Annotated in this window: 17 protein-coding genes; 6 read left to right on the top strand and 11 right to left on the bottom strand. The window is 47.0% G+C overall.

Annotated features, from left to right (window positions below; translation table 11 throughout):
- Window positions 1–2: 2 nt before the first annotated feature.
- The 3 genes from ACO1NU_RS12560 to ACO1NU_RS12550 form a co-directional block, all read right to left on the bottom strand.
- Window positions 3–512 carry a hypothetical protein gene (locus tag ACO1NU_RS12560; RefSeq protein ID WP_448818837.1) on the bottom strand — a complete coding sequence of 170 codons (510 nt, stop codon included), beginning with the start codon at window positions 510–512 and terminating at the stop codon, window positions 3–5.
- A 189-nt stretch (window positions 513–701) separates the two neighbouring features.
- Complete coding sequence (locus tag ACO1NU_RS12555; protein ID WP_448818836.1) at window positions 702–1,286, bottom strand: hypothetical protein; 585 nt, start codon at window positions 1,284–1,286, stop codon at window positions 702–704.
- A 69-nt stretch (window positions 1,287–1,355) separates the two neighbouring features.
- Window positions 1,356–2,072, bottom strand: coding sequence for an ATP-binding cassette domain-containing protein (locus ACO1NU_RS12550; protein ID WP_448818835.1), 717 nt, complete (start codon window positions 2,070–2,072; stop codon window positions 1,356–1,358).
- A 139-nt stretch (window positions 2,073–2,211) separates the two neighbouring features.
- On the opposite strand from ACO1NU_RS12550, the gene ACO1NU_RS12545 reads away from it, so the two are divergent.
- Complete coding sequence (locus ACO1NU_RS12545) at window positions 2,212–3,690, top strand: glycine--tRNA ligase (protein WP_448818834.1); 1,479 nt, start codon at window positions 2,212–2,214, stop codon at window positions 3,688–3,690.
- A 190-nt stretch (window positions 3,691–3,880) separates the two neighbouring features.
- Window positions 3,881–5,113, top strand: a complete 1,233-nt coding sequence (locus ACO1NU_RS12540) for an exo-beta-N-acetylmuramidase NamZ family protein (RefSeq protein WP_448818833.1) — start codon at window positions 3,881–3,883, stop codon at window positions 5,111–5,113.
- 114 nt (window positions 5,114–5,227) lie between these two features.
- Here ACO1NU_RS12540 and ACO1NU_RS12535 read toward each other — a convergent pair whose 3' ends face one another.
- On the bottom strand, window positions 5,228–7,726 hold the full coding sequence (locus ACO1NU_RS12535; protein ID WP_448818832.1) for a glycosyl hydrolase 115 family protein: 2,499 nt from the start codon (window positions 7,724–7,726) through the stop codon (window positions 5,228–5,230).
- Between the two features lie 405 nt (window positions 7,727–8,131).
- Between ACO1NU_RS12535 and ACO1NU_RS12530 the strand changes: the two genes are divergently transcribed.
- A complete protein-coding gene (locus ACO1NU_RS12530) occupies window positions 8,132–9,364 on the top strand; it encodes an SGNH/GDSL hydrolase family protein (RefSeq protein ID WP_448818831.1) in 1,233 nt (410 codons plus the stop codon).
- A 280-nt stretch (window positions 9,365–9,644) separates the two neighbouring features.
- Complete coding sequence (locus ACO1NU_RS12525; RefSeq protein WP_448818830.1) at window positions 9,645–10,475, top strand: murein L,D-transpeptidase catalytic domain family protein; 831 nt, start codon at window positions 9,645–9,647, stop codon at window positions 10,473–10,475.
- A 5-nt stretch (window positions 10,476–10,480) separates the two neighbouring features.
- On the opposite strand, the gene ACO1NU_RS12520 is transcribed toward ACO1NU_RS12525, so the two are convergent.
- The 4 genes from ACO1NU_RS12520 to ACO1NU_RS12505 form a co-directional block, all read right to left on the bottom strand.
- On the bottom strand, window positions 10,481–11,551 hold the full coding sequence (locus ACO1NU_RS12520; RefSeq protein ID WP_448818829.1) for an NADH:flavin oxidoreductase/NADH oxidase: 1,071 nt from the start codon (window positions 11,549–11,551) through the stop codon (window positions 10,481–10,483).
- 40 nt (window positions 11,552–11,591) lie between these two features.
- The gene (locus ACO1NU_RS12515; protein WP_448818828.1) at window positions 11,592–12,086 is read right to left on the bottom strand and encodes an ABC transporter substrate-binding protein; all 495 of its coding nucleotides are present in this window, start codon (window positions 12,084–12,086) and stop codon (window positions 11,592–11,594) included.
- A 31-nt stretch (window positions 12,087–12,117) separates the two neighbouring features.
- Window positions 12,118–14,604, bottom strand: a complete 2,487-nt coding sequence (locus ACO1NU_RS12510) for a TonB-dependent receptor domain-containing protein (RefSeq protein WP_448818827.1) — start codon at window positions 14,602–14,604, stop codon at window positions 12,118–12,120.
- Window positions 14,605–15,107: 503 nt separating this feature from the next.
- On the bottom strand, window positions 15,108–15,548 hold the full coding sequence (locus tag ACO1NU_RS12505) for a hypothetical protein (RefSeq protein WP_448818826.1): 441 nt from the start codon (window positions 15,546–15,548) through the stop codon (window positions 15,108–15,110).
- A 172-nt stretch (window positions 15,549–15,720) separates the two neighbouring features.
- On the opposite strand from ACO1NU_RS12505, the gene ACO1NU_RS12500 reads away from it, so the two are divergent.
- Both ACO1NU_RS12500 and ACO1NU_RS12495 read left to right on the top strand, forming a co-directional pair.
- Entirely contained in the window at window positions 15,721–16,452 is a 732-nt protein-coding gene (locus ACO1NU_RS12500; RefSeq protein WP_448818825.1) for a DUF481 domain-containing protein, read from the top strand.
- Between the two features lie 53 nt (window positions 16,453–16,505).
- Window positions 16,506–16,937, top strand: a complete 432-nt coding sequence (locus ACO1NU_RS12495) for a hypothetical protein (protein ID WP_448818824.1) — start codon at window positions 16,506–16,508, stop codon at window positions 16,935–16,937.
- 45 nt (window positions 16,938–16,982) lie between these two features.
- Here the strand turns inward: ACO1NU_RS12495 and ACO1NU_RS12490 are convergent, their stop codons facing one another.
- The 3 genes from ACO1NU_RS12490 to ACO1NU_RS12480 form a co-directional block, all read right to left on the bottom strand.
- On the bottom strand, window positions 16,983–18,797 hold the full coding sequence (locus ACO1NU_RS12490) for a RagB/SusD family nutrient uptake outer membrane protein (protein WP_448818823.1): 1,815 nt from the start codon (window positions 18,795–18,797) through the stop codon (window positions 16,983–16,985).
- Between the two features lie 11 nt (window positions 18,798–18,808).
- Entirely contained in the window at window positions 18,809–22,033 is a 3,225-nt protein-coding gene (locus tag ACO1NU_RS12485; RefSeq protein WP_448818822.1) for a SusC/RagA family TonB-linked outer membrane protein, read from the bottom strand.
- Between the two features lie 326 nt (window positions 22,034–22,359).
- Window positions 22,360–23,826, bottom strand: a complete 1,467-nt coding sequence (locus tag ACO1NU_RS12480) for a glycoside hydrolase family 28 protein (RefSeq protein WP_448818821.1) — start codon at window positions 23,824–23,826, stop codon at window positions 22,360–22,362.
- Window positions 23,827–23,883 lie beyond the last annotated feature (57 nt).

Here is a 23,883-nt window from a genome sequence, read left to right as displayed (position 1 = left end):
GATTAAAATTGGTAACCTATTTTAATTGCCAGCTGTTCAATATTACCGCCGTCGCGTGCCCAGGATTCATATCTAAAACCTGCGTTAACGGAGCTTCTCTCCGTCATCGGATACGATAGCCCAACTCCGGGAGCAAAAATAAAGGCCGTACCTGCCCCCTGCTGCACACCCACACTGGTCCCGATCTCTGCTTGACCATAGATCATTCTGGTTATATAATATTTAGCTCCAACTTTCATTGGAATAAACGTACGCGTTTCAGAATCTTTCCGGTAGAAAGACGTAACACCAGCTGTACCAGTTGCATAGAGCGCTCTGGTAACGGGAATATCGAGACCACCTGAACCTCCAAAGCCAATATCGAACAGGTCCCCATACGTCCCCCCCGGAAACGAAACCTCCAGATCCATATTGACACGGGGTCTGACAGGATACGGAGTGTTCGAAGTTTGCTGGGCTATAGATTCCTGAACGATGAATCCAAACAACAAGCCAATGACTATTCTTTTCATATCTGTAGTACAAAGTAAATCAATCTTATCCTACAACGCAGATAAAATTTATATTTCGGAGGTGGTTAAACCGCTATCTTCAACAATAGTTGCAGGAATCTCAAAGCGGACTCTGAAAAGATGTTCAAAAGCCCGCTTTGAATTTCCGGATCCAGTCCGGTTAATTCAATGATTGGGTGATAATCTCGCTTACCTGGCCTGCCCTGGCAGATAGATATTGAATCCTAGCGTCAATGCTAATCCTGACATTCCACTGCCAGCACCCACATCTGACTTATTATAGGTATATCCAAGAGCTGCTTCAAGTGCTACAGTACGACTCACGAAATGGGAATATCCTCCGCTGATACCGATCAGCAGCGAAACAGGCTCGTCATTATCATTGTCCTTGATATGACTTCCACCTACACCCACTGTACCTTCAGCAAACCATCTGCTGGTCGGGGTTGCCCCTTCCGGAAAATAATATCTGATTAATGGTGCTACCCCGTATTCGAATACGGAACCGCCGTCATAAGCGGTTAGTCCTAATTTTACCTGAGCACCGACAGCTACATTATCCGTGATGAAATACGCAGCCCGTGGTTCCAGACTAATATTAAACGTTTCTGTATCGAAATTGTAATTCGTCGATCCTATTCCGGCTCCAATCATCCAGTTTCCCTCAGAGATCGCCGCTTCCTGGGAGGCAGAAGATGTCTGTGGCGTGGTGACCTGTGCGCTGGCAAAACCGGCAACCAACGCAAATGCGAAAGATAGAAATACATTTTTCATAGTGTTGTTGTTAGGTAAGACTTTAATTGTCAAAACACTAACGTCCCCACTAACAATTTGTTGATACTTTTACAGAATCGATCCGATCAGACGCAGAAAAATGTCCTCTAACTTGAGTCCCGGATAACTATTCATCAGGTCCGGAAGCGTCGAGTCTGAAACGATCCTGCCTTCATGGATGATAACCGCGCGATCGCAGAGCACCTCGGCCTCCTGCATGATATGGGTGGAGAAAATGATGGTCTTTTCTTTCCCTAACTCTTTGATTAATGCCCGCAAACCGACAAGCTGTGCCGGATCCAGACCCGAGGTCGGTTCATCCAGTATCAACACCTGAGGATCATGGATCAGCGCCTGTGCAATACCCAGCCGCTGCCGGTATCCTTTTGAAAGCTCACCCACACGCTTATGCTGTTCCCTGCCCAAGCCGGCAATGTCTATAATTTCAGCAATTCGCTCCTGCTTACGCCCAATCCGATGAATGTCGGCTATGAAGCCCAGCGACTCCTTCACGTACATATCCAGATACAAAGGATTATGCTCGGGAAGATAACCCAGATGCCGGCGCACTTCCATCGCTTGACTGCTTACATCAAAGCCGGCAACTTCTGCACATCCGGAAGTCTGTGGAATAAAGCAGGATAGGATCTTCATGGTAGTCGACTTCCCGGCACCATTCGGACCAAGAAAACCCAGTATTTCGCCCTTATTGGCCGAAAAAGAAATCCCGTCTATCGCTTTCTGCGCGCCGTAAACTTTCGTCAGGTGTTTAACTACTATGCTCATATATGTGAAAATCCTATACCGTTGATTCGGAAAAACGCCTCCGATCGCGCTAAATTAGTAAACCTGGGCAGTTTTTAGGAGCAAACAAACGCCAGGAGTATATACGATAATCGTATAAAAAATTTAAGTTTGTAGCATCATGAGTAAAAATAACGACGAGATCTTTAAGAATGTGATCTCCCATGCCAAAGAATATGGCTTCGTATTTCAATCCAGCGAAATTTATGATGGCTTAAGTGCCGTTTACGATTATGGGCAACTAGGCGCTGAACTAAAAAATAACATCAAAACATACTGGTGGAAAGCAATGGTGCAGATGCACGAAAACATTGTAGGCATTGACGCTGCCATCTTCATGCACCCTAAAGTATGGAAGGCCAGCGGACACGTTGATGGCTTCAACGATCCGATGATCGATAATAAAGATTCTAAAAAGCGTTACCGTGCTGATCAGCTTTTAGAAGATAAGATCGCCCGCTACGAAAAAGACGGCAAACAAGATAAGGCCGACCAGTTGCAGGCTGACATGGACGCCGCGTTGAAATCAGAAAACCTGAGTACTCTTCGTGACCTGATCGTCAGCCATGAAATCGCTTGCCCGGTTTCAGGCACGCGCAACTGGACTGAAGTACGCCAGTTTAACCTGATGTTCAGCACTCAGTTCGGTGCGATGGCGGAAGGAAGCGAAGAAGTTTTCCTTCGTCCGGAAACTGCTCAGGGGATCTTCGTCAATTTCCTCAATGTGCAGAAGTCAGGTCGTATGAAGATCCCTTTCGGAATCGCACAAATCGGTAAGGCATTCCGTAATGAGGTTATCGCACGCCAGTTCATCATGCGTATGCGTGAATTCGAACAGATGGAGATGCAATTCTTTGTACGCCCCGGAGAAGACAAGAAGTGGTTCGACTACTGGAAGACCGCACGTCTGAAATGGCACCAGGCTTTGGGTACTTCTCCTGAGAAATACCGTTTCCACGATCATACTAAATTAGCGCATTATGCAAACGCCGCTACCGACATCGAATTCCAATTCCCATTCGGATTCAAAGAAGTAGAAGGTATCCACAGCCGTACAGACTTCGATCTGACACAGCACCAGGAATACTCAGGGAAGAAAATGCAGTACTTCGATAACGATCTGAATGAAGAAGGCAAACCTTACGGCAACTATGTACCTTACGTAATCGAAACTTCTATAGGTCTTGACCGTATGTTCCTGCTGACCATGATCAACGCTTTCGAAGAGCAGGATATCAGCACCGAAGACAAAAAGGACAGCCGTACCCTGTTGCGTTTACACCCTGCCCTGGCTCCTGTAAAGGCAGCTATCTTCCCCTTGACGAAGAAAGATGGCTTACCTGAAAAAGCTAGAGAGATCATGAATCTGCTGAAACTTGATCATAATGTTATCTACGAAGAAAAAGACGCTATCGGAAAACGCTACCGCCGTCAGGATGCAATCGGTACTCCTTTCTGTATCACGGTAGATCATCAAACCTTAGAAGATAATACAGTGACGATCCGTCACCGCGACTCAATGGAACAGGAGCGTGTTGCTGCAGATCAATTAGAAAGAATCATCGGAGAACGCGTAAGCTGGAGAAATCTGCTTTCCTAAATAATCTCAAAAAATTCAACGAAAGGCCTGAAATCGCAAGATCTCAGGCCTTTTTATTTGTGAGCCGATTCCTCATCGAGTCTAAATGCTGCTTTATGCCACAATCATGATAAAAACGCAAACTCTTGCTTGTGCTGTTTATTTTATTTAGCTTAGAGAATCAACTCACCCTTACTCAGCATTTTGAAAAATGAAGAAAGCCGCCTCGTTCCTAATTTTACTTTTACTCCTGACTGGTCTCTGTCCTGAGCTACTGGCCAAAACACAAGCGGATGCCCCAAAAGGGAAAACATCAATCATCACCGGTGCAGACCAGACGGACAAATACCTCTCCTACCTGAAAGGGAAACGCGTGGCAATGGTGGCTAACCAAACATCCATCATCGGCAACAAGCTCAGCGTAGACAGCCTGTTAAGCCTGGGCATCAAAATCGTAAAGGTATTCGGACCTGAACACGGCTTCAGAGGAAATGCCAGCAATGGAGATCACGTTGATGATGAAGTGGACGCAAAGACCGGCATCCCCATCTTCTCTCTGTATGGAAAAGCTAAGAAGCCTTCTAAGGAGCAACTTAAAGACGTAGACCTGGTAATTTTTGATATTCAGGATGTAGGCTGCAGGTTCTATACTAATCTGAATACACTGGAAGATGTCATGGAGGCCTGTGCTGAAAACGGCAAAGAGCTCATGATCTTCGACCGCCCGAATCCAAACGGTTACTTTATCGATGGACCGATTCTCGAAGACAAATTCAAGTCAGGCATCGGCCAGCATAAAATCCCCATTACCCACGCCATGACTATTGGTGAGTTTGCTCTGATGCTTAACGGAGAGGGCTATATGGACAAGTACCCAAAATGCAAACTCAATATCATCAAAGTGGCCAATTACAACCACAGCATGCCTTATGAGCTTCCTGTCAACCCCTCCCCGAACTTAAACACCCAGCAGTCCATTCTACTTTACCCCTCCATGTGTCTGTTCGAAGGAACCATGATCAACTATGGGAGAGGCACATATATGCCCTTTACTGTATTGGGTGCACCTGATTTGAAGGAAAAATACGAGTTCTCCTTCAAACCGGTCGGTATCAAGGGAATGAGTGAAAACCCACTATACAAAGACAGCGTTTGCTACGGAATAGATCTTCGGAACTACGACACCAATATACTCAGGAAGACCGGGCAAATCAACCTGTCATGGCTTATCGAGATGTATAATGCTTTTCCGGATAAAAAGAAGTTCTTTGATCATACTCTTCATCCGGCTGTTGGCAGCTTCGACTACCGCTCAGGCACCGCCACCTTAAGAGAAAGCATCATCGCCGGTAAATCCGAAGCCGAGATTCGCAAAAGCTGGGAACCAGGCTTAAAAGAATTCAGAAAGATGAGAAAGAAATATCTGTTATATCCCGATAAATAACAGAACTACTACGTTTGCAGAAGCGTCAAAAACGTCTGGTACAAAATCAAAATGCCGGTCCAACACAATGGACCGGCATTTTGATTTATAACGAGCGCCTAACCTGGCTTGAATTTAGTTCTGACTGCGCTTGCTTTCCGGCGCTCCCATATATGATGGCTTAAGTCCGCCGAGATCCAGCATGATCTTTTGAAAAACGATCCCTGGTTCCAGTGGGCGGATGCGGATCCTATGCAATCCTGCTTTACCGATCTCGTGCTCGGTGGTCGATTCAATGATCCTTTGCGCCTGCCAGCGACCCAGCTCACCCCTGTAGTGCCCGTTGATATTGACTACCTGCTCCGCACCGCCATCTACAGACACCGCATAGCGCAAACCACGGTTCGCATTATAGTTCAGTGTTGGAGATGTTAAGACGATCAGCTTTGCTTTTCCAGTCGTTTTAATATCCATTTCGTATTCCACATAAACCTGCTTATCCGGAGTCTCCGTCACAGGCATCGTTGTCAGTCCCGATAGCGTTTTACCCAGATCTGGAATCACTGTCCAGCTCACCTTTTTACTATTCGAAGATGTTCTGAAATTTTCCGCTTCAATAGATACGACCCCTTCTTCCTCCACAAATACCTTTTCTGCCGGTGCCTTTGCCTGCACATATTGTACTTTCGGCATAATACTCTTCGGCGGATTATTCCAGCTTCTGTACCCGATACGCACCTGGTCCATCATGTGAGGCCATTTGCCGTTTGCGATATCCTGGTTATAATGAAGGGTTAGAACGGAATCCTGAAGAAAGTGCTCCTTCGCTTTATCGGCCCAATAATTCGCCTGCTCATCCCCTTTTGCTGCGTAGAACTTATTCTTTGCGACAGCATAATACATCTCATAAACATTGGAACATGCGTTGATCGGGAATACCACCAGCTGATCAAATGCATCCTTATATTCATTAGGGATGAGATAATATAAGCGCATAGCGTCGATAACCAGATTGCGATAGTCTTTCACCACTGTTTCAAATTCGTTGTAGTTGGCCAGGCTAAATGTTCTATCATCCAGCAGTTCCGGGGTGACCCGGTGATTATACTTCGTATATAAGTTGATTAATCTAGCTGCTTCTTTCGCATACTGATCGCCGAATTGCTGCGCAGACCATTCTTCAGTATGCTGCAAAAGGTTATTTGCATTGAAGCGGTTAGGATTCCAGGCCATATCCAGGAAGAAGGAAATGGGGTACTCCATCGGTTTTAAGTCGCCCACATTCACTACCCAGATACGGTCCACTCCATATTGATAAGTTAGGTTCATCTGTTCCCAGACGCGTTGCACCTGGCTAACGTTTATCCATTTTGAGTTTCGGGGTGCACCAACATAGTCGAAATGATAATACATCCCATAGCCTCCCTTACGCTTTTTAGCAGTCAGCTCCGGTAGCTTTCTCACGTTACCCCAGTTGTCGTCACAAAATAAAAGTGTAACATCATCTGGAACCCGCATACCTGAATCGTAATAGTCTTGCACCTCTTTATACAAAGCCCAGACCTGCGGTGTCATCTCCGCTTTCTTACCTGTAACTTCCTGTATGACCTGGCGCTGATCTTTGACGATCCTCTCCAGCAAATCCTTATTCTGATCTTCACTCATTGGTTCATCTCCATCGCCACGCATCGCAATGGTGATCAGGCTTTCCCAGTTCTTCGCACGTTCCATTCCCCCCTTCCAGAATTCCTTCAAACCAGCCGCATTAGCACTATAATCCCATGCACCTCCGTTTCCATGACGCTTCCACTCCTGCTGCGCCCTGGCAAGCGGCTCGTGGTGGGAGGTTCCCATAACAATACCAAGATCATCGGCAAGCTGTCCATTTTTCGGATCGTCATCATAGAAGGCATTACCCCACATAGCAGGCCAAAGGAAATTTCCTTTAAGTCTCAGAATCAGCTCAAATACTTTCTCATAGAACTGATGGTTATACCCTCCGAAAGTGGCTTTGCTCCAACCACTCAAAGCCGGAGCTTCGTCATTCAGAAATATCCCACGATACTTCACTGCTGGCTCGCCTTGCGTATATGTTCCAGGCTTGACATACAGCTCTGTGTGCTTCTTCACAGGAACGTCTGCCCAGTAATACCAGGGCGACACGCCTATCTGGGTGGAGAGTTCATACGTTCCATAGATCGTTCCTCTCTTGTCGCTGCCAGCAATAATCAGGGCAGATTCTACACCTGGCACAGGATTTTTGACAACTTCGATAATAAATTTTTCGTTCTTACCAACCAAATTTTTCTTTGCTATTTTACCTGACCTGATCAGACCGTCTATAACGGCCGACTTACCTGCCGTTCCGATAATGATCCGGTACTTCCCGCCTGATGACTGAGGAGCATGTCCGGTCACTCTTTTGAAATCTTCCCGCAAGTTCCCTACCGCATGAAGAACACCTTTGAAGTCGAGATCATCAACAACAACAGGAATGGGTACACCTCCTTCTGTAAGCGGGAAGTAGTTTCCCTGATCCTTGAAATAAACAAAACCGGAATTTTCCTTTTCACCTCCTAAAGCAACTAAATGTGCCAGAAGGAACAGGAACGAGAGTAGAAATTTACTGTTCAAAACGCTTAATGTTAACTGGTTAATAATGGGTCTTAATCGTTTCACACACACCGAAAGCTACCCTTCAGGCTGAATGATATTACGACTAGTTTTCACACAGCCAAAAACGGTATTAATAGTGATTTTCAGGGGTTATTAATGTTATAATCATAGAACAAATGTTAAGCAACAGACTCGGTCCTTCCCCTTGCAGCCCTCCTCGCCTTCTTTCCCGCTCGTTCACGCATCCGCTCGTAAGCCCTGACAGCACACGGTGCGGTGTACTCCTTTGCCGGGGATATGAACATTTATGCCATTTTCCCGAATAAAAATCGCAAGAGAACGCAGGCCGCTTCATTACATTTGCTTATCCAAGACCTGTAAAAACTAACCGATTTATACCATAACCTAAGCACCCATTCTGCAATGAAACTGATTAAACACACGCTACTAATATGCTCCCTGCTGAGTCTGTCCCTCTCCTGTTCGTTAAAAAAATCTTCTTCAGCCTCTGCAGAGAGATCCTCCGGCTGGGTGGGAACATGGGCCACGGCCCCTATGCAGGTAGAACCGCATAATATGCCACCCGATCCCGGCCTGTCCAGCAACACCCTGAGACAGATTGTAAGAGTTTCGATTGGAGGTAAAAACATCCGTTTACGGCTTTCTAATGCCTACAGCAAGGATTCCCTGGTCGTAAATGCCGTGTCCGTCGCCTTACCTGCAGATAGTTGCCAGGTTATTCCGGAAAGCATCCGGAGCCTAAGCTTCAGCAATCAAAAGGGATTTGCGCTCGCACCCGGAGCTGACATCTACTCTGATCCGCTCAGCTTCAACCTGAAACCTAACTCCCTGCTGGCAATTACGATTTTTTATGGTAAAGCCGGCAAGACAGTCAGCGGACATCCGGGATCCCGTACTACTTCCTACCTCGTAAGAGGCGACCAGTCAGCGAAGGCCGTTTTTGACACTCCGATTAAAACCGATCACTGGTACAGCATCATGAACATCGACGTCAATGCCAGCAAACATTCAGCTGCTGTCGCAGTAATGGGAAACTCGATCACTGACGGACGAGGCTCTGGTACAAATAAACAAAACAGGTGGACCGACATCCTTTCTCAAAGACTGCTCGCAGACTCCCGTACAAAGAACATCAGCGTTCTCAACTTCGGCATCGGGGGCAACTGCGTGCTCAGAGGGGGGCTGGGCCCGACAGCCCTCGAACGCTTCGACTACAACATACTCGACCAGCAAGGAGTAAAGTGGCTCATCATCCTGGAGGGCATTAATGATATTGGCGGCATCAGAAACGCCGAAAACGCGCCTATTCTGGCCAAAATGCTAACCGAGGCTTACGAAACGATGATCAATAAGGCCCATGCCCGAGGAATCAAAGTCTATGGCGCTACCATTCTTCCCTTTGCCAAATCCTTCTATGATGCGCCTTTCCGTCAGGAAGCTCGCACCTATGTAAACGAGTGGATCAGAAACAGTGGAAAATTCGATGGTGTGATCGATTTTGATAAGGCTATGGTCAGCGGGGAACCCGGGGTAATATTACCCAATATGCACGATAATGATTTCCTGCACCCTAACGAAGCCGGCTACAAAAGAATGGGAGAAGCTGTAAACCTTGATCTTTTCAAAAATCCATAAGAACGTCTGGCTGAGGGAAAGATCAGCTGCCAAAGCGGAACCTTTATGCTAAATTCATACCTAATGAATTGATTATAGGTATTCATGTATGTTCACGCTGATCGATCACGGGAGGGTTAGGATAGCGGCTAATTGTCCCACGATTCTGACCTTCCCGTGACCTAACTATTTGACATCCAAAATAATTTCCGTATATTTGTACTGTTAACCGCTACACACACAACCTAATTCATCTGCTTATAGAAAGAAACCTTACTTTTCAAATCAACGGGGGGAATTTATGAAGAACAGGATTTTAAAAGGGGCAACTTACATCATTTTAGCACTCAGCATTCCGGCAATCGGATGGGGATTGAAGTCAGATACAGAGATCAGCAACCATCCCGAAATCAGGAAAGAAATAAGCCAGTCTACAGTTAAAGAAGAAAAAGTAATGTCTGCAGCCAGTCTGTTTGACCAGTATATATCTGGTGTTTATACAGCTGCGGGACTTGCCGACGCATCTCTTGACTATGACGTGTTTGCCAAAGCTATCACAGGGTATTATAACCTGAAAGATGCAGGTCGCCTATCAGATACCAAACAGATACTATCTGTTGTCGATTTCAATAAACCCAGCTCCGAGAAAAGAATGTGGATCATCGACCTGAACGCCAAAAAGCTGCTGTTTCACACACTCGTAGCACATGGTAAAGGAAGTGGCGACAACTATGCCACCAGCTTCTCCAATATCGCCGAGTCCAACAAAAGTAGTCTGGGATTCTATGTGACTGCAAATACTTACCACGGTAAACATGGTTTGTCGCTGAAGATAAACGGAATGGATAATGCTTATAATTCAAATGCACTTAATCGTGCAGTCGTTATCCACGGAGCATCCTACGTGAACGAGGATTTCGTTAAACAACATGGCCGTCTGGGTCGTAGCCTCGGCTGTCCTGCTCTTCCTGAAGAGCTTACACCAGCCATCATCAACACGATTAAAAATCAGACAACTCTGTTCATTAACGGTCCTCAGAAAGTGGATTATGTATCCGACTATCTGAATCTTGAATCAGCACTGAACAAATTTATATCCGCCGACCAGCAGATACTGGCCGCGGGTGCTTAAGAATCTTAACGTGATCTTTTAGCTCTTTCATATTGTACAGGCCAATCCATTTCAACACCCAGCTGCTGTGCAGCATGCATGGGGAAATAAGGATCCCTTAACATCTCACGGGCAAGCAGAACAAAATCTGCTTGCCTTTTTTGTAATATATCTTCAGCCTGATGAGCATCAGTAATGATGCCCACGGCACCAGTCAGAATATTAGCATCACGCCTCACCTGTTCTGCAAATGGAACCTGGTAGTTCGGACCTGCAGGAATTTGAGCATTCGGCACGTTCCCGCCTGATGAGCAATCAACAACATCGACACCTTTTTCCTTCAGAATAATTGCAAGTTGCGCTGAGTCATCCGGTGTCCAGCCCCCCTCAACCCAGTCGCTGGCAGAGATGCGCACAAACAAAGGCAGCTCTTCCGGCCAGACCTTCCTCACTGCTTCGGTTACTTCCACCAGCAAACGGCTACGGTTTTCAAAAGAACCTCCATACTCGTCGGTCCGGAAGTTTGACAAAGGCGACAAAAATTCGTGAAGTAAGTAGCCGTGTGCGGCATGTATTTCAAGAACCTTGAAACCTGCCTCCAGCGCTCGTTTAGCAGCAGCATGAAAATCAATTATTACGTTCTCCAGCCCTTCAGCTGTTAACGCGTGAGGAAGAGAATCTCCCGCGGCAAAGGGCAAAGCTGAAGGTCCGACAGTCTTCCATCCTCCTTCATCTTCTGAAAGAAAAGAGCCGCCTTTCCAGGGGGCATCGTGACTGGCTTTCCGTCCGGCATGCGCAATCTGGATACCTGCTACGGAGCCCTGTTCATGGATGAAAGCTGCTATCCGGCTAAGCATAGGGATATGATCGTCCAGCCAGATCCCGAGATCGCCCGGTGAGATCCGGCCTTCGGGAGAGACCGCAGTCGCTTCCGCGATGACTAATCCTGCACCGCCAACTGCTCTGCTCCCCAGATGGACCAGGTGCCAGTCGTTGGCATAACCTTCTTCTGCTGAATATTGACACATCGGAGACACAACGATGCGGTTCCGGAACTCAATGCTCCTGACTTGAATAGGCTCAAATAAAATCGCCATGGATGTTTTTCTTTATGAACAGCCCGACAGAGGTTCTGTTTTAGACGCCGAACTTTATCCAGCCTTCACCTTCATAACCAAACGCGAACTGCTTGGGATTAAGGATCTCTCCGATCATTTCAATCGTCTCCACAATGCCTGCTGGCGAGTCAGAGAAATGACCCTCACCGTCTGCAAGATAGATCCTGCCATTCTTCACGGCGTCAAGAGATTCCCATCCAGGCAGCGCCATAAGCGTTTCTACCTCGCTCATCGCTGTGTTAAGAGGAGAACCCTCCAGCGCAACGATGATGTATTGCGGGTCTGCAGCAGCAAGATCCTCAAGTTCAACCGGCGTCCCGCCTGCAAGCCTGATCAGTTCAGGAACCAAACCTCCCGCTAATTTCAGGGGCGACAGGCTGCTTATACAGGCGACAGTTGGCACAAGCTCAACAAATTTAAGCTTGTGCCTAACGAGTTCTATCCGGTCCTGCAGCTGCTCCAGAACTTCTGGATCGTCTGCTGGCAGATACGAGAAAATGCTTAGCTCAGACATGAAAATTAATTTTTCGCGAAGGTACGAAAAATCAATTCGTCATACCACCCTGACCTGTCTGTCCACCATCCTGTTTCAGGTCATCATTGCTAACGCCTCTCTTCTTTCTCGGCTGTGGATTGAAGTTCGTTTTACCAAACGTATAGCTGAAGTTGATCCCCACGGAGCGGAACGGAATTCCGAAATCCTGAACCTGAACTAACTCGGGACTGTTGATATTCGACTTGAAGTGTTTCGTTTCATTGAACGGATCAATCACATTCAGTCCGATTTTAGCCTTCTTGTTCAGAATCTGCTTACTGAAGGAAACCTGCCACATGCTGAAAGATGGGCTCTCTCCCTGGAATGTCCTTCTTGGTGAGTTCAGGATGTAGAACGTCTCCGCAATCAGGTCCTTAGGTAAGGTAACTGACCCGCTGATATACGCTTTATACAGGGCATAGGTTTTAGATTCGCCAGCCAGATCGGAAAACGACATACCCGTACTTGGTTTATACGAGTAAATATCAAAGTTACCGCGGATGGTAGTTCCCTTTACAGGACTTACAGAGCCGAAAAAGCTTGCTCCTACGGAGTTATTGGTTCCAATATTATCATATGATGTCAGAGTAACGGAACGGCCTTCATATTGATCCGGACGTGTGATGCTCTCGATAATATCCGCCGTGTGTCTGAAATACACAGAGGTATTGATCATAGAGGTTTTAATCATTTTGGAAAAACCGAGCTCAACAGTCTGTGATACCTCTGGCGACAAAGCCGGATTACCCTGCCTCTGGAACTGGTCATTACTGATATCACGGAATGGATTCAGATATTGCAGGCTCGGACGCTGAATGCGTTTGCTATAGCTTAGACGGAGAGTCTGAAAGTTCTTAAACGTTTTTGAGATAGCGAAACTCGGAATAAAATTCGTGTAGTCATTGGATACAGCTAACTGCTCTGAAGATCCGGCTGCCGACTGTCCTTCAATCTCGGTACGTTCCAGACGTCCCCCCACCTGGATGCCTACACTTTTGCTTGCTTGTATACTCAAGACTGAGTATCCCGAGAGGACGTCCTGATTATAATCATAGATATTAGAAAGCAGCGGATTATATTCAAAGGCACCGCCATTTACCGCTGTATTGAAAAGGGAATTACTGGTAATCTCCCGGGTGATAGTTTTTCCACCTAGCTCCAGTTTGAACACTTTATTCAGCGGCAGGCTATAGTCTAGCTGAACGGTATATTCATCGTTCGAAGCGTCATTATTACCCATCTGATCGGCACGGGTCAGTATAGAATACAAAGACGAAAAATCCGTCTCATTCTTGCTGTGACTCCACTGCCCTGCAAGGCTCAGTTCATGACCCTGAGTTTTAAACTTATGCGTATAATCAGCATTCCAGTCAAAACCGCTGAAAGTGGTCTTATTCAGATTATCAAAAGAATACTCCTCACTCTGCATCACGTCTTCCCTCAGGAAGGTTCTGCTGTTAAAAGAGGACCCGTCGGTTTTGAACTGTCCCCGGTTCACGCGTATCCCTGTAGACAGGCTGTTATAGTCGTTAAAATCATAGCTCACATTGCCCGAACCCATTACGCCAAAACGCTTTGTATTACTCTCGCCCTGTTGTATGGATCTTGTACCTAATACCGGGGCAAAGCTGTTGTTCATCGTCCTGGTTGTCTGTGGCCATGAACCATTCCCTCCGAGGTTAGCTGTGATGCTTAAACGGTTCTTGTTGATGTTCAGGTTGGCATTTCCATTATTCTGACGAGTACCAACACCGCCGCTGACGGATCCGCTTACACCTGATATTTCCCTTTTTTTAGTGATGATATTGATGATACCGCCGGTTCCCTCTGCATCATATTTGGCGGAAGGGCTGGTGATAACCTCAACATTCTTGATCTGGTCAGCCGGCAACATCCGCATCGCATCTGCTGTGCTCGCCGCTACCGCACCCGAAGGCTTTCCGTTGATGAGGATCCGCACGTTTTGACTTCCTCTGAGCGAAACATTTCCATCCTGATCAACCGATAACATCGGCACCTTTCTTAAAACGTCACCCGCATTTCCACCGGAAACCGTTGCGTCCTTTTCGGCATTATAAACCACCTTATCCACCCGGTTCTCGACCATCGGCACTTCACCCGTAACGGCCACTTCTTTCAGCAGGTTAGACGACGGCGCCAGAATGACCCGGCCCAGGTTTTTATCGGGCTTCGCTCCTGTAGTAACTACATCGTTCACTTCTTTCTGCTTATAGCCCATGAAGCTTACGCTGACTTTGTATTTTCCGGGAACAACGTTGTCCATAACGAAAGCACCCTTGGCATCCGTCAGTGCGCCATTAACGCTTTTTGCTGCTCCGGCAATGGTTAGTGCAACCGAAGCATATTCGACCGGCTTTTTCGTTAGCGAGTCGATCACTACACCCGAGATCCGTCCCTTGGTTGCTGCTGCCGGAGGCATCTGTGCAAAGACGTTGATTGAAATAAAGAGTGCGCACAGGAGAGATAAGAGTTTCATTTGATTGCGTTATTTTTTTGTAGTTAGTTGCAGAAAAAGCCATTATGTTACAAAAAAGATAACATTATCATCCTCTTAGACAGCCTGGGTCCTTTTCAGCAGGGCGCAAACATACGTTTTTCTAAATACTAATTCTCCTGCCTTTTATAATCGGAGCATCATCTTTTCCAGGTGTTGCCCTTTCCCCGATAACGTTCGTTCTGTGCTGTTTAGCTGCCGCACTCCGGGGTTAGTCCGCGCCTTTATCCTGACAGGGGCAGCAACGCCGCCAAAATCTTATTCCCGTAGTAGTTCATTGACGCCAGGACTTCTCTCTCTTCTTCCGTCGGCTGCGCTTCGCTCAGATTGATCGCTACTTAATTTCCATATTGGTCAATTTAGGTTTGGAAGTTGGAGCGAATAATCCAAGTGGAGTCACTACGCTTTCAGGGGATACTCATAGAGAAGATGATCAGAAGATGCCCGCACTTAGTAGACCGGCACCTCCTGAGGATTTTCCGATCTTAGGACCGGGAAGCGTTGATTTTTTTAATTTGCTTAAGATGCTCAGTCAGCATCCTGCGTATGGACGCATTGCGGGTATGTGTGTTTTTCAGTGCATCGAGATAGAGGTGCACTGTGTGTCTGGCAGCCTTGCCAGTAATGCGCGCGATGGCAGCGTAATCTGAGCGTCCAAGTGCTTGCTTCAATTCATCCCACGAATGTCCTTCCTTGTCACCGGCGCCGTCCGACGTAGGTTTCAGACGTAAGCCTTTTGAACGAAGGTAAAACTTCATGCTCATCGCCTGTTGTTCGCGCAGGAACGAATACCTGGCAAAGGCAGAGCGGAACTTTCCGCTGGCCTTATCCTCGGCAAGCTCATCGAAAATGCTTACTTCCTCAAGAGAATAAGAGAGTAACTTTTCGATTGCTGAAAGTTCTTTCGAGGTTTCATCATTATGCATTTGTACAATCATATAAGAGAAACAACATCCTGTGCAAATAGTTGGCACAAACAGGAAAACAGGTATGCAATTTGAGAATCAGAGCACTTTCCGCAAGGGATTGCGTCAATTACCTGAATCAAAACAATGCACAATTTTATTTGTCGCTATGATGGATCTACCGCCGATGAATATGCATAAATTTCTCTCTCTGCTGTTGCTCATTTCAATACCCTCGCCGCTTTCCGCGCAGTTTAATGATTCTACTCAATACCATGCGCTGTTCAACTCAACGGGTTCGATAAACCGGGCAAAAGACGGCAGCTCCTACCTGCTGAATAATCAGGTCCGTTTTGAAATGAAGAAGAAAAAGATCCTGCTGAACTTCGGCAACAGCTGGGCCTATGGTAAATCGAACAGCACCCTGACCAATAACGACTTTTCCTCATCCCTCGATTTCAATCTTTACGGTAAGAGAAGGGACTTCTACTATTGGGGACTTGCTACCTACAATACCAGCTATTCCCTGCGTATAAACAACCAGCTACTGGCTGGCGCAGGCGTGGCCTACAGCATAGTAGACCGGCCGAACGCTTACCTGAATATCAGCGACGGGATTCTCTATGACCTGAGTGATCTGCATCTGAACGATACCACGCGTGTGAACTACCATACCTATCGCAATTCACTCAGGCTACAGTTCCGTTTCATTGTAAAAAAGCTGCTCACGATGGATGGGGGTACGTTCTGGCAACCTTCACTTACCCGGAAACGGGATTACAATCTCCGTTCTACTTTCAACCTGGGGTTCAAACTCAACTCCTGGCTGAGCTTAAACAGTTCGCTCGCTTATAACCGGATCGAGGTGACCGATAGTGAGAACCTCCTGCTCACCTACGGATTGAAACTGGAGAGATGGTTCTGACGATTTGAATATAAACTGGCACAGAATATGGCACTAGTCTTAAAAACACTGATATGAATGTAGTCAAAACATTATTGTCCGGAATTGTCGCCACATCGGCGATGACGCTCTACAGCTATGCTGTTGCGAGAAAAAAAGAGGAGAACTTCCGTGAGCCGGAGTTGCTTGCTGAACTTGCCGATGATTTCCTGCCCGGATCAGCCGAGAAGATGGCACTTCCCATCGGATGGATGGCGCACTATCAGGTGGGAATGGGACTTGGGCTTGCTCTGCAGGCTTACTGGCAGAAAACCCATACGCGCCAGACATTACTGAACGGCCTAATTAGCGGTGCTGTTGCCGGTTTGGGAGGAATAACGGTTTGGGAGCTGACTTTCAGAATGCATCCACGAGAACCGAAGATTCCGTATACGCGTTTCTATGGTCAGCTGCTCATAGCGCACATGATTTACGGCATGACTCTGGCAAAGTGTAAAAAAGACTAAAGGCCCCTGGAGGCCTTTAGTCTTGTATGCTTTAGTATTTAGGTTTTAGTATTTAGGGTGCTGTTGTCCCGCCAACCCCGAGTTCACATCGATAATCGATATGGCCAGCGGAAGAAGTTCCACTTTGTTCTTCTCCAGACCGCGGAACAGGTTGTTCACTACAGCGGCTGTTGGGGTAAGTGCCCCTTGAGAGTACAGCGGTGATGCGCCATGCATTCTCAACACGACAAATCCGTCTTTCACCATTTGGGTTGAGTCTGCACTCGTCATTTGCTTATATCCTGTATAGGGTATAGCAACAACCGGATCGGAGAATGAGTTAGCCACCGTCTTTTTATATACCCGGTAAGCATCAACATCAGCAAACTCCTGAGTCTTGCCGGCTAACCTGACCAGTTTCTCCTTGGTTTCGCTTAAGGTCTCATACAGAATTCCCCAGCGTGCCAGATCCGTTCTTCTCCATGATTCAAAACCCAGCTCGAGCTTACGTTCGTTGATGATTGCTTTTTTGAAGCCTTCATAATCGCCTGGAGTGGTGCCCATAGCAGCCGTATTTCCGGCATATCCGCGTGCCCGTACTTTCTCAAATGCGGCTTTCGCCTCGGCCGTAGGTGCGTTATTGTATTCGTTAAGGGCCTCCGCATACATCAGCAGGACATCAGAATAACGCAGTACCGGCCAGTTGATATCACGCTTGTTGATCGCGGTACCCATCTTTTCTGCCCAGTTCACGCGGAACTTACCGATAGTGTTGCTGCTGTAGGAATTCATCTGGCGACTGTTGTCGCTGTTGATGCCGTAATTGCAGATGGTCACGTCGCGGCGGGTATCGCCGTTCCCGAAGTCAAACCAGTAGGTTGGCAGAGCCGCCATAGCGGGCTGACTCTTTCCGAACATGGAAGATGTATGGACAAAAATGCCGTTGGTATATCCGGCAGAGGATCCGTTGTTATCATTCCCATACTGACCGTATTCAAGCATAGACTCCGCATTGTAGCGTGCGTTCACCAGATCCCTGAAGACGGTTTCGTATTTAGGAAGGAGTGCGTTCTCACCTCTGTCGATCACAGCCTTGCAGGCATCTGCCGAGATTTTATAAAGCTCTTTGATGCGGGTAGCATCCGAGCGCTTTGCTATAGTTACCGAACCCGGTGCGTAGCTGTTCAAATCCCAGCGGAGTGAGTATCCGGCAGCATAGAGTGCTGTTCTCGCCAATATTCCGTAAGCGGAATTCTTTGTGAAGCGTTCAGGTGTGGGCACCATCCCTTCGCCTTTCCAGGGCAGCAGCTCAACAGCTTTTTGCAGGTCGGCCACACAACCATCATAGATGGTATCGCGACTAACGCGTGAAGACTCGAAAATACCTGTTTCGGCAACCGGTTTTGTTGCGTAAGGTACATCGCCAAAGAATCGTACGATATTCAGGTAGTTCATCGCCCGGATAGCATACGCTTCTCCCAGCAGCATGTTGATCTTGCGTTTCTCAGCTTCAGTGGATACATCCATTTTCTGAAGTCCGCTGATCGCCACGTTTGCATACTCGATACCGGCATACATGGATGTATAGGTAGAAGTCGGAATATTTGAAGTGGTGTAAACGTAATTGGCTACCTGGTTCTTACTGTTTGTTTCGCCTTCGGTCGAAAAACACTCGTCAGTGCCCATTCCCAACTGATAATATAACTCGCGGTTAAAGGTCTGGGAGTAAGCTCCTACCACAACCATCTCCGCCCGGTCTACAGTTTGAAAAATGGTTTCACTGTCAAACTTCGTTTCGGAGGGAATCTCCAAATACTCCTTGCAGGAGGATAACATCAATGCCGCAGCGGCTATACAGGTGATATTTAATATTCTTTTCATGATCTGCGTGATTAAAATGTTAGGTTGAGACCAAAAACAACACTTTTTGCGCGTGGAAATGCCGAGTTATCGACGCCGGCAGTAAGCGCACTTGAGGTTGCTGATACTTCAGGATCGTAACCGCTGTAATTGGTGAAAGTATGCAGGTTGTTGAGCGTACAATACACCCTTGCATTTTTAATCTTCACTTTCTTGAGTGCAAGCTTCGGCAATGAATAACCTAGAGTTACCGTATTGATTCTGAGAAATGAGCCATCTTCAACATAGTAGTCGAGGGCATCAGTAATCGCAATTTTATTGTTTGAATTCAGGCTCCACATGGCATTTGCATCATATTGCTGTGGGTTCATGGCCGCCAATCTGCTCAGATCTTTGGTTTCACGTCCTGTTAGCGGATCGATCAGCGTAAAGCGATCATTCATGACATCGAGTGTATTCTGATTTGGCAGGTATGGCCCGATAAAACGCTGTGAACTCATGTTGAAAACGTCGTTGCCAACGGTAAAGTTCATGAACACGGTCAGATCAAGACCTTTATATGCAAAGGTATTCGACATACCGCCCTGGAACTTAGGCTGGGCGTTACCAATGATGGTGCGATCATTGGTTGACCATTCCGGATTTCCGTTGGCATCGACACTCGATGTCTTGTATTTAACATCTCCCGGTTTAATATTAGCAACCGAAGCTCCTTTCGCACGAGCGACACCATCTTTCAGCTTATACGTGCCGTTAGCGTTTTGGATGAAATCGTCCGTCGTGTACACTCCGTCATAACGGTAACCATACATCTGACCGAGCGGCTTTCCTATTTCCAATCTAAAGTCAACGCGGCTGTCATAATTCTGCTGCAGATAATCTGCATCACCTCTTCCATAGATGGCCAGTACCTTCGAACGGTTCATGCCAATGTTGAAATTGGTGTTCCATCTGAAATTATTAGAGCGAATATTTTCTGTATTCAGAACCATTTCAAGACCACGGTTCCTTACGGATCCGATATTCTGATATTGGTAGCTGTATCCTGTAGACTCAGGAACCTTGTTTCTGATCAGCAAATCGTTGGATTCGTTATTGTAGACGTCAAAGCCCATGCTGATGCGGCTTCTAAACAGGTCGATATCCAGACCGATATTTGTAGAAACCGTCTTTTCCCATACCAGCTTGGGATTACCTACGACGTTTCCGGGAACCAGTGTAGGGAACGCACCGTTGTTAATGGCGTAGCTTCCTGATCCGTAGTCGGTGGCGTACATATTATTATCGATCTCACAGTTACCTGAGGTACCGAAACCTACACGAAGCTTCAGGTTATTGATCACTGTCTTTCCGGCCATGAATTTCTCGTCGGAGATGCGCCATGCTGCAGAAGCAGATGGAAAGTATCCCCACTTATTCCCTTCGGAAAACTTGGAGGAACCATCAGCACGAAGCGTAAAGTTGGCAATGTATTTACCTTTATAGCTGTAGGAACCACGACCGAAGAAGGAAGAGATACTATTGGCATTCTTCCCTGATCCCGCATTAGCCTTTAACTTATTTTTAGCCATGCTCACGTCATTCAAGCCGAAGTTATTGAGCGGGAACTCATAATAAGAATTGTCCAGGTTCATTCCTTCATTGTAATAACTTTCCTGGCCCAGTAAGGCATTCACCTGATGATCGTTGAAATTATGTCCCCAGTTCAGGGTATTGGTGATTTGCCAGGTGAACCGCTCGCTATTATCGCGGCTTCCATAAGGGCCACCCAGGTTCTCAGCCGATTTGGTACGGCCGTCATCCCAGAAGTCGTATCTCACCTGTCTCCACAGATAACTTCCTGCAGTACGGAACATCAGGTCTTTGGTAATGTCGACCTCCACTCCACCGTTACCGGTGAACTGACGGTTCCTGTTGATCTTCGTTACTGCATCGTTGGTGATGATCGGATTGAATACGTCGTACTGTGAATCGTAAGCAAGCATATCGTCGCTGATATCAGTACCGATCAGCTGCTCATTGGTATAGAGTTTACCACCTGTAACCGGCTGAAGTATCGTCATTTTAAGTGCACCTCCCAGAGAGCCGCCGCCTTCAAGCCGCGTATCCTGAAAGTTCAGGTTAAAATCAGAGCGAACACCCTTAAAAAGCTCGTGGTTCAGCTTCAAACGGACACCATTCTTGTTGTAGCCAAATTTTTTGATCAAACCATCTTGTCCCGTATTGTTATAGCTGAGCATGAACCGGGTTTTGTCCGTTCCTCCGTTGATGTTGACGTTGTGGTTTCTATTCATGGCCGAACCGCCAAAAACCACGTCCTGCCAATTGATGCCTTCTCTTGTGCCATAGTCGCTTGCGATCCGGCTATAGGCACCTGTATAGAAATCAGGTGCTGAAGGATCTCCTCCGAAGTAGGTCGCCCAATTGGTTTCCTTTCCGGCCAGACTCTGAAATTCAAACTGGTATTTGGTATAATCTTCAGGTCCGAGCAGGCTAAGCTCCTTGCCGAGCTTTTCAATACCCATGTAACCGTTATAGCTCACTTCCGTTTTTCCTGACTTTCCTGACTTGGTCGTAATCAGAACCACCCCATTTGCACCACGGGCACCGTAGATAGCCGTAGAGGATGCATCCTTCATTACGTCAATGCTCTCGATATCGTTGATGTCGACATTGCGCAATGCGTTATCCATCTGGAAACCGTCAACAATATACAGAGGCTCGGTGCTTTGCGTGATGGAAGTACCACCGCGGATCGTAATGTTCACGTCAGCTCCCGGAGCACCACTTTGAGTGACGATGTTTACACCGGCAGCTTTTCCGGTCAGGGCCTGAGCGGCGGTAGTTACGGGAGCAATAGCCAGCTCATTAGCACCCACCGATGAGGAGGCACCGGTCAGGTTTTTACGTTTAACCTTGGCATAACCGATAACAACAACCTGTTCGAGACTGCTTACATCTTCTTCCAGGCTAACGTTGACAGGCTGGAACGCTGTAACAGTTCTCTCGAATGTTTTGAAACCAAGTGAGCTGAAGGTAAGTGTGACAGGAAGCTTTCCGGCAACAGGTATTCTATATCTTCCCTGAGCATCAGTCTGGCTACCCTGCCTGGTACCTTTGACCATGACAGTCACGCCCACCATGGGCATGCCATTACTTTTCTCCTTTACGACGCCGGAGATCTCTTTGACCTGGGCAATAGAAGAGTTGAAGAGGCAGAAAAGCAGACAGCAGATTAGTAAATTAATTTTTACCATAATGAATTTTGTTAGTGAATAATTGCGTAGTTGAAGCGAGACCGCTTCGTACTGGCCGGGCTTTACAGCTCTGTTGTTTTCTGAGTAAGCTCAGCCGGACCGGCGATCCTGGTTGTGGACCGCACCTTTCTTGTGGTGGTTTATAAACAGCCTCGGACGCTACGAGAGCGCCCTGATTGTACTTCTTCCTTTCATCTATAATTTGTTTGTTATATTGGTTTTCTGGTGCACAAATGTATTCTCAGCGCCATTCACCGGCTTTTAAAAATTGGCGGAAATGTTTTAAAAACTGTCGCCTGGGCCTGTAAATGCGAGAATTGCACCTACTATCTGCTCTTCGCTTGCATGCTTACCTCTTTGGAGTTGGTGATGACGACGGTACTGCTATCCAGCGTTTCGATCATCACATTTTGAAACGTCCAGTCTTTGGCGTAGTCGATCGATCCTGCACTGGCTGCAGCGTTCACGGTGATGTCCTGAAACTGAAATCCGCTTACCATAGACTCGGGAAGTCCCTCTGCCCAGATCGCCTTGTTTCTGACACCATTTACCCGAACATTGGAAATATTGACGTTTCTAAAAGTAGGGATACCTTTGGAAGCTGGCTCCACCTTGGTCAGCATGGCCTTCCAATGAGGAGGAATATTGTCAAACGTATAACCTGCAGGAAGCGTGGAATAACTGTAGGCAGGATTCCAGTTCATACTTACTTTTAACATATTGGCCACATTGGTCATTTCGATATCGGTAAACCAGATATCTTCCACAATACCTCCCCGCGTGGTAGCGGATTTGATATTGAGTCCGTTTCCCGTCCCTGTCCCTTTCAGATTAGAAGCCCATACATGCCTGATGCTTCCGGCGGTCTCGCTACCCAGCGTCAGGAGTCCCGCTCCTGCACCGGCGACACAATCGCGGATGACCACATACTCGGTAGGTCTGTTCACACGCAGCCCATCCCAGTCGCGTCCTGCCTTTAAGCAGAAGTTATCATCATTGCAGTCTATATCACTATTCTGGATCAACACCCAGGATGAAGAATCGACATCTATACCATCTGTACTCGGTCCATGACCACCGATATTATTCCGGATGGTCACACCGTCTACAGTTACGCGGGTTGAATAAAGCAGTTGAATGGTCCAGAAACCGGCCTGCTGGAATTCAGGTCCTTTGATCAGAATATCAGACGACTCCGCAACCAGCAGGGTGCGGGGTCTTTTTGCGTCGTAATCGACGATCCAGCGTAGTCCTTTTGGTTCATATTCTTTTCTGAGGTTCCAGTAGAAATCCCAGAAGGGTTTACCCTGTGCATTGACGATACCATCACCTGTAACGGCAGCTTTTTGCTGACCGATGATATTGATCAGGGCGGCGGGCCACTTCATCTCGATACCGGCAACACGCGTGTCGATTTCGGGATAGTCGGCGATGTTCTGGCTACCCAAAATTTCCACACCTTTATCGATCTGAAGGTTGACATTTTTCCGTACAAACAGTGAACCCGTCAGGTATTTTCCGGGACTGAATTTCACTACACCCCCACCCTTTGCCGCACATTCATCAATTGCTTTCTGGATGGCTTGCGTATTTAGCGTGTAGCCATCAGGCCGGGCACCATAATTGTTCGCCAGGAAGGTTTGCTTTTTGAACTTCAGGGTAGCTGATCCGACTTTCGCTACCCATGCCGGGGGCTTTGGAGCTGCAAGCAGGATAGTGGCCGATAGCAATAAAAAAAGACAAGGCAGAAGCTTCCGCAAGGCAATGCCGGTTAATTTGGTGTGTGGGTTCATAGCAAATTGGTATATCAATCAAAAGTATCCGATATAAGTCCGTGTGACATTCAGAAA

The sequence above is a fragment of the Arcticibacter sp. genome (assembly GCF_053551015.1).
Note: the sequence above shows the minus strand (reverse complement) of the source record. Positions and strands in the feature narration are given on the sequence as shown.

What these genes read in the sequence shown, in the direction of transcription:
- ACO1NU_RS12480 (WP_448818821.1), bottom strand. Translation starts at nt 23,826, where the DNA reads ATGAACCCACACACCAAATTAACCGGCATTGCCTTGCGGAAGCTTCTG.
- ACO1NU_RS12530 (WP_448818831.1), top strand. Translation starts at nt 8,132, where the DNA reads ATGAAACTGATTAAACACACGCTACTAATATGCTCCCTGCTGAGTCTG.
- ACO1NU_RS12560 (WP_448818837.1), bottom strand. Translation starts at nt 512, where the DNA reads ATGAAAAGAATAGTCATTGGCTTGTTGTTTGGATTCATCGTTCAGGAA.
- ACO1NU_RS12500 (WP_448818825.1), top strand. Translation starts at nt 15,721, where the DNA reads ATGCATAAATTTCTCTCTCTGCTGTTGCTCATTTCAATACCCTCGCCG.
- ACO1NU_RS12515 (WP_448818828.1), bottom strand. Translation starts at nt 12,086, where the DNA reads ATGTCTGAGCTAAGCATTTTCTCGTATCTGCCAGCAGACGATCCAGAA.
- ACO1NU_RS12495 (WP_448818824.1), top strand. Translation starts at nt 16,506, where the DNA reads ATGAATGTAGTCAAAACATTATTGTCCGGAATTGTCGCCACATCGGCG.
- ACO1NU_RS12510 (WP_448818827.1), bottom strand. Translation starts at nt 14,604, where the DNA reads ATGAAACTCTTATCTCTCCTGTGCGCACTCTTTATTTCAATCAACGTC.
- ACO1NU_RS12490 (WP_448818823.1), bottom strand. Translation starts at nt 18,797, where the DNA reads ATGAAAAGAATATTAAATATCACCTGTATAGCCGCTGCGGCATTGATG.
- ACO1NU_RS12485 (WP_448818822.1), bottom strand. Translation starts at nt 22,033, where the DNA reads ATGGTAAAAATTAATTTACTAATCTGCTGTCTGCTTTTCTGCCTCTTC.
- ACO1NU_RS12540 (WP_448818833.1), top strand. Translation starts at nt 3,881, where the DNA reads ATGAAGAAAGCCGCCTCGTTCCTAATTTTACTTTTACTCCTGACTGGT.
- ACO1NU_RS12550 (WP_448818835.1), bottom strand. Translation starts at nt 2,072, where the DNA reads ATGAGCATAGTAGTTAAACACCTGACGAAAGTTTACGGCGCGCAGAAA.
- ACO1NU_RS12525 (WP_448818830.1), top strand. Translation starts at nt 9,645, where the DNA reads ATGAAGAACAGGATTTTAAAAGGGGCAACTTACATCATTTTAGCACTC.
- ACO1NU_RS12505 (WP_448818826.1), bottom strand. Translation starts at nt 15,548, where the DNA reads ATGCATAATGATGAAACCTCGAAAGAACTTTCAGCAATCGAAAAGTTA.
- ACO1NU_RS12520 (WP_448818829.1), bottom strand. Translation starts at nt 11,551, where the DNA reads ATGGCGATTTTATTTGAGCCTATTCAAGTCAGGAGCATTGAGTTCCGG.
- ACO1NU_RS12555 (WP_448818836.1), bottom strand. Translation starts at nt 1,286, where the DNA reads ATGAAAAATGTATTTCTATCTTTCGCATTTGCGTTGGTTGCCGGTTTT.
- ACO1NU_RS12545 (WP_448818834.1), top strand. Translation starts at nt 2,212, where the DNA reads ATGAGTAAAAATAACGACGAGATCTTTAAGAATGTGATCTCCCATGCC.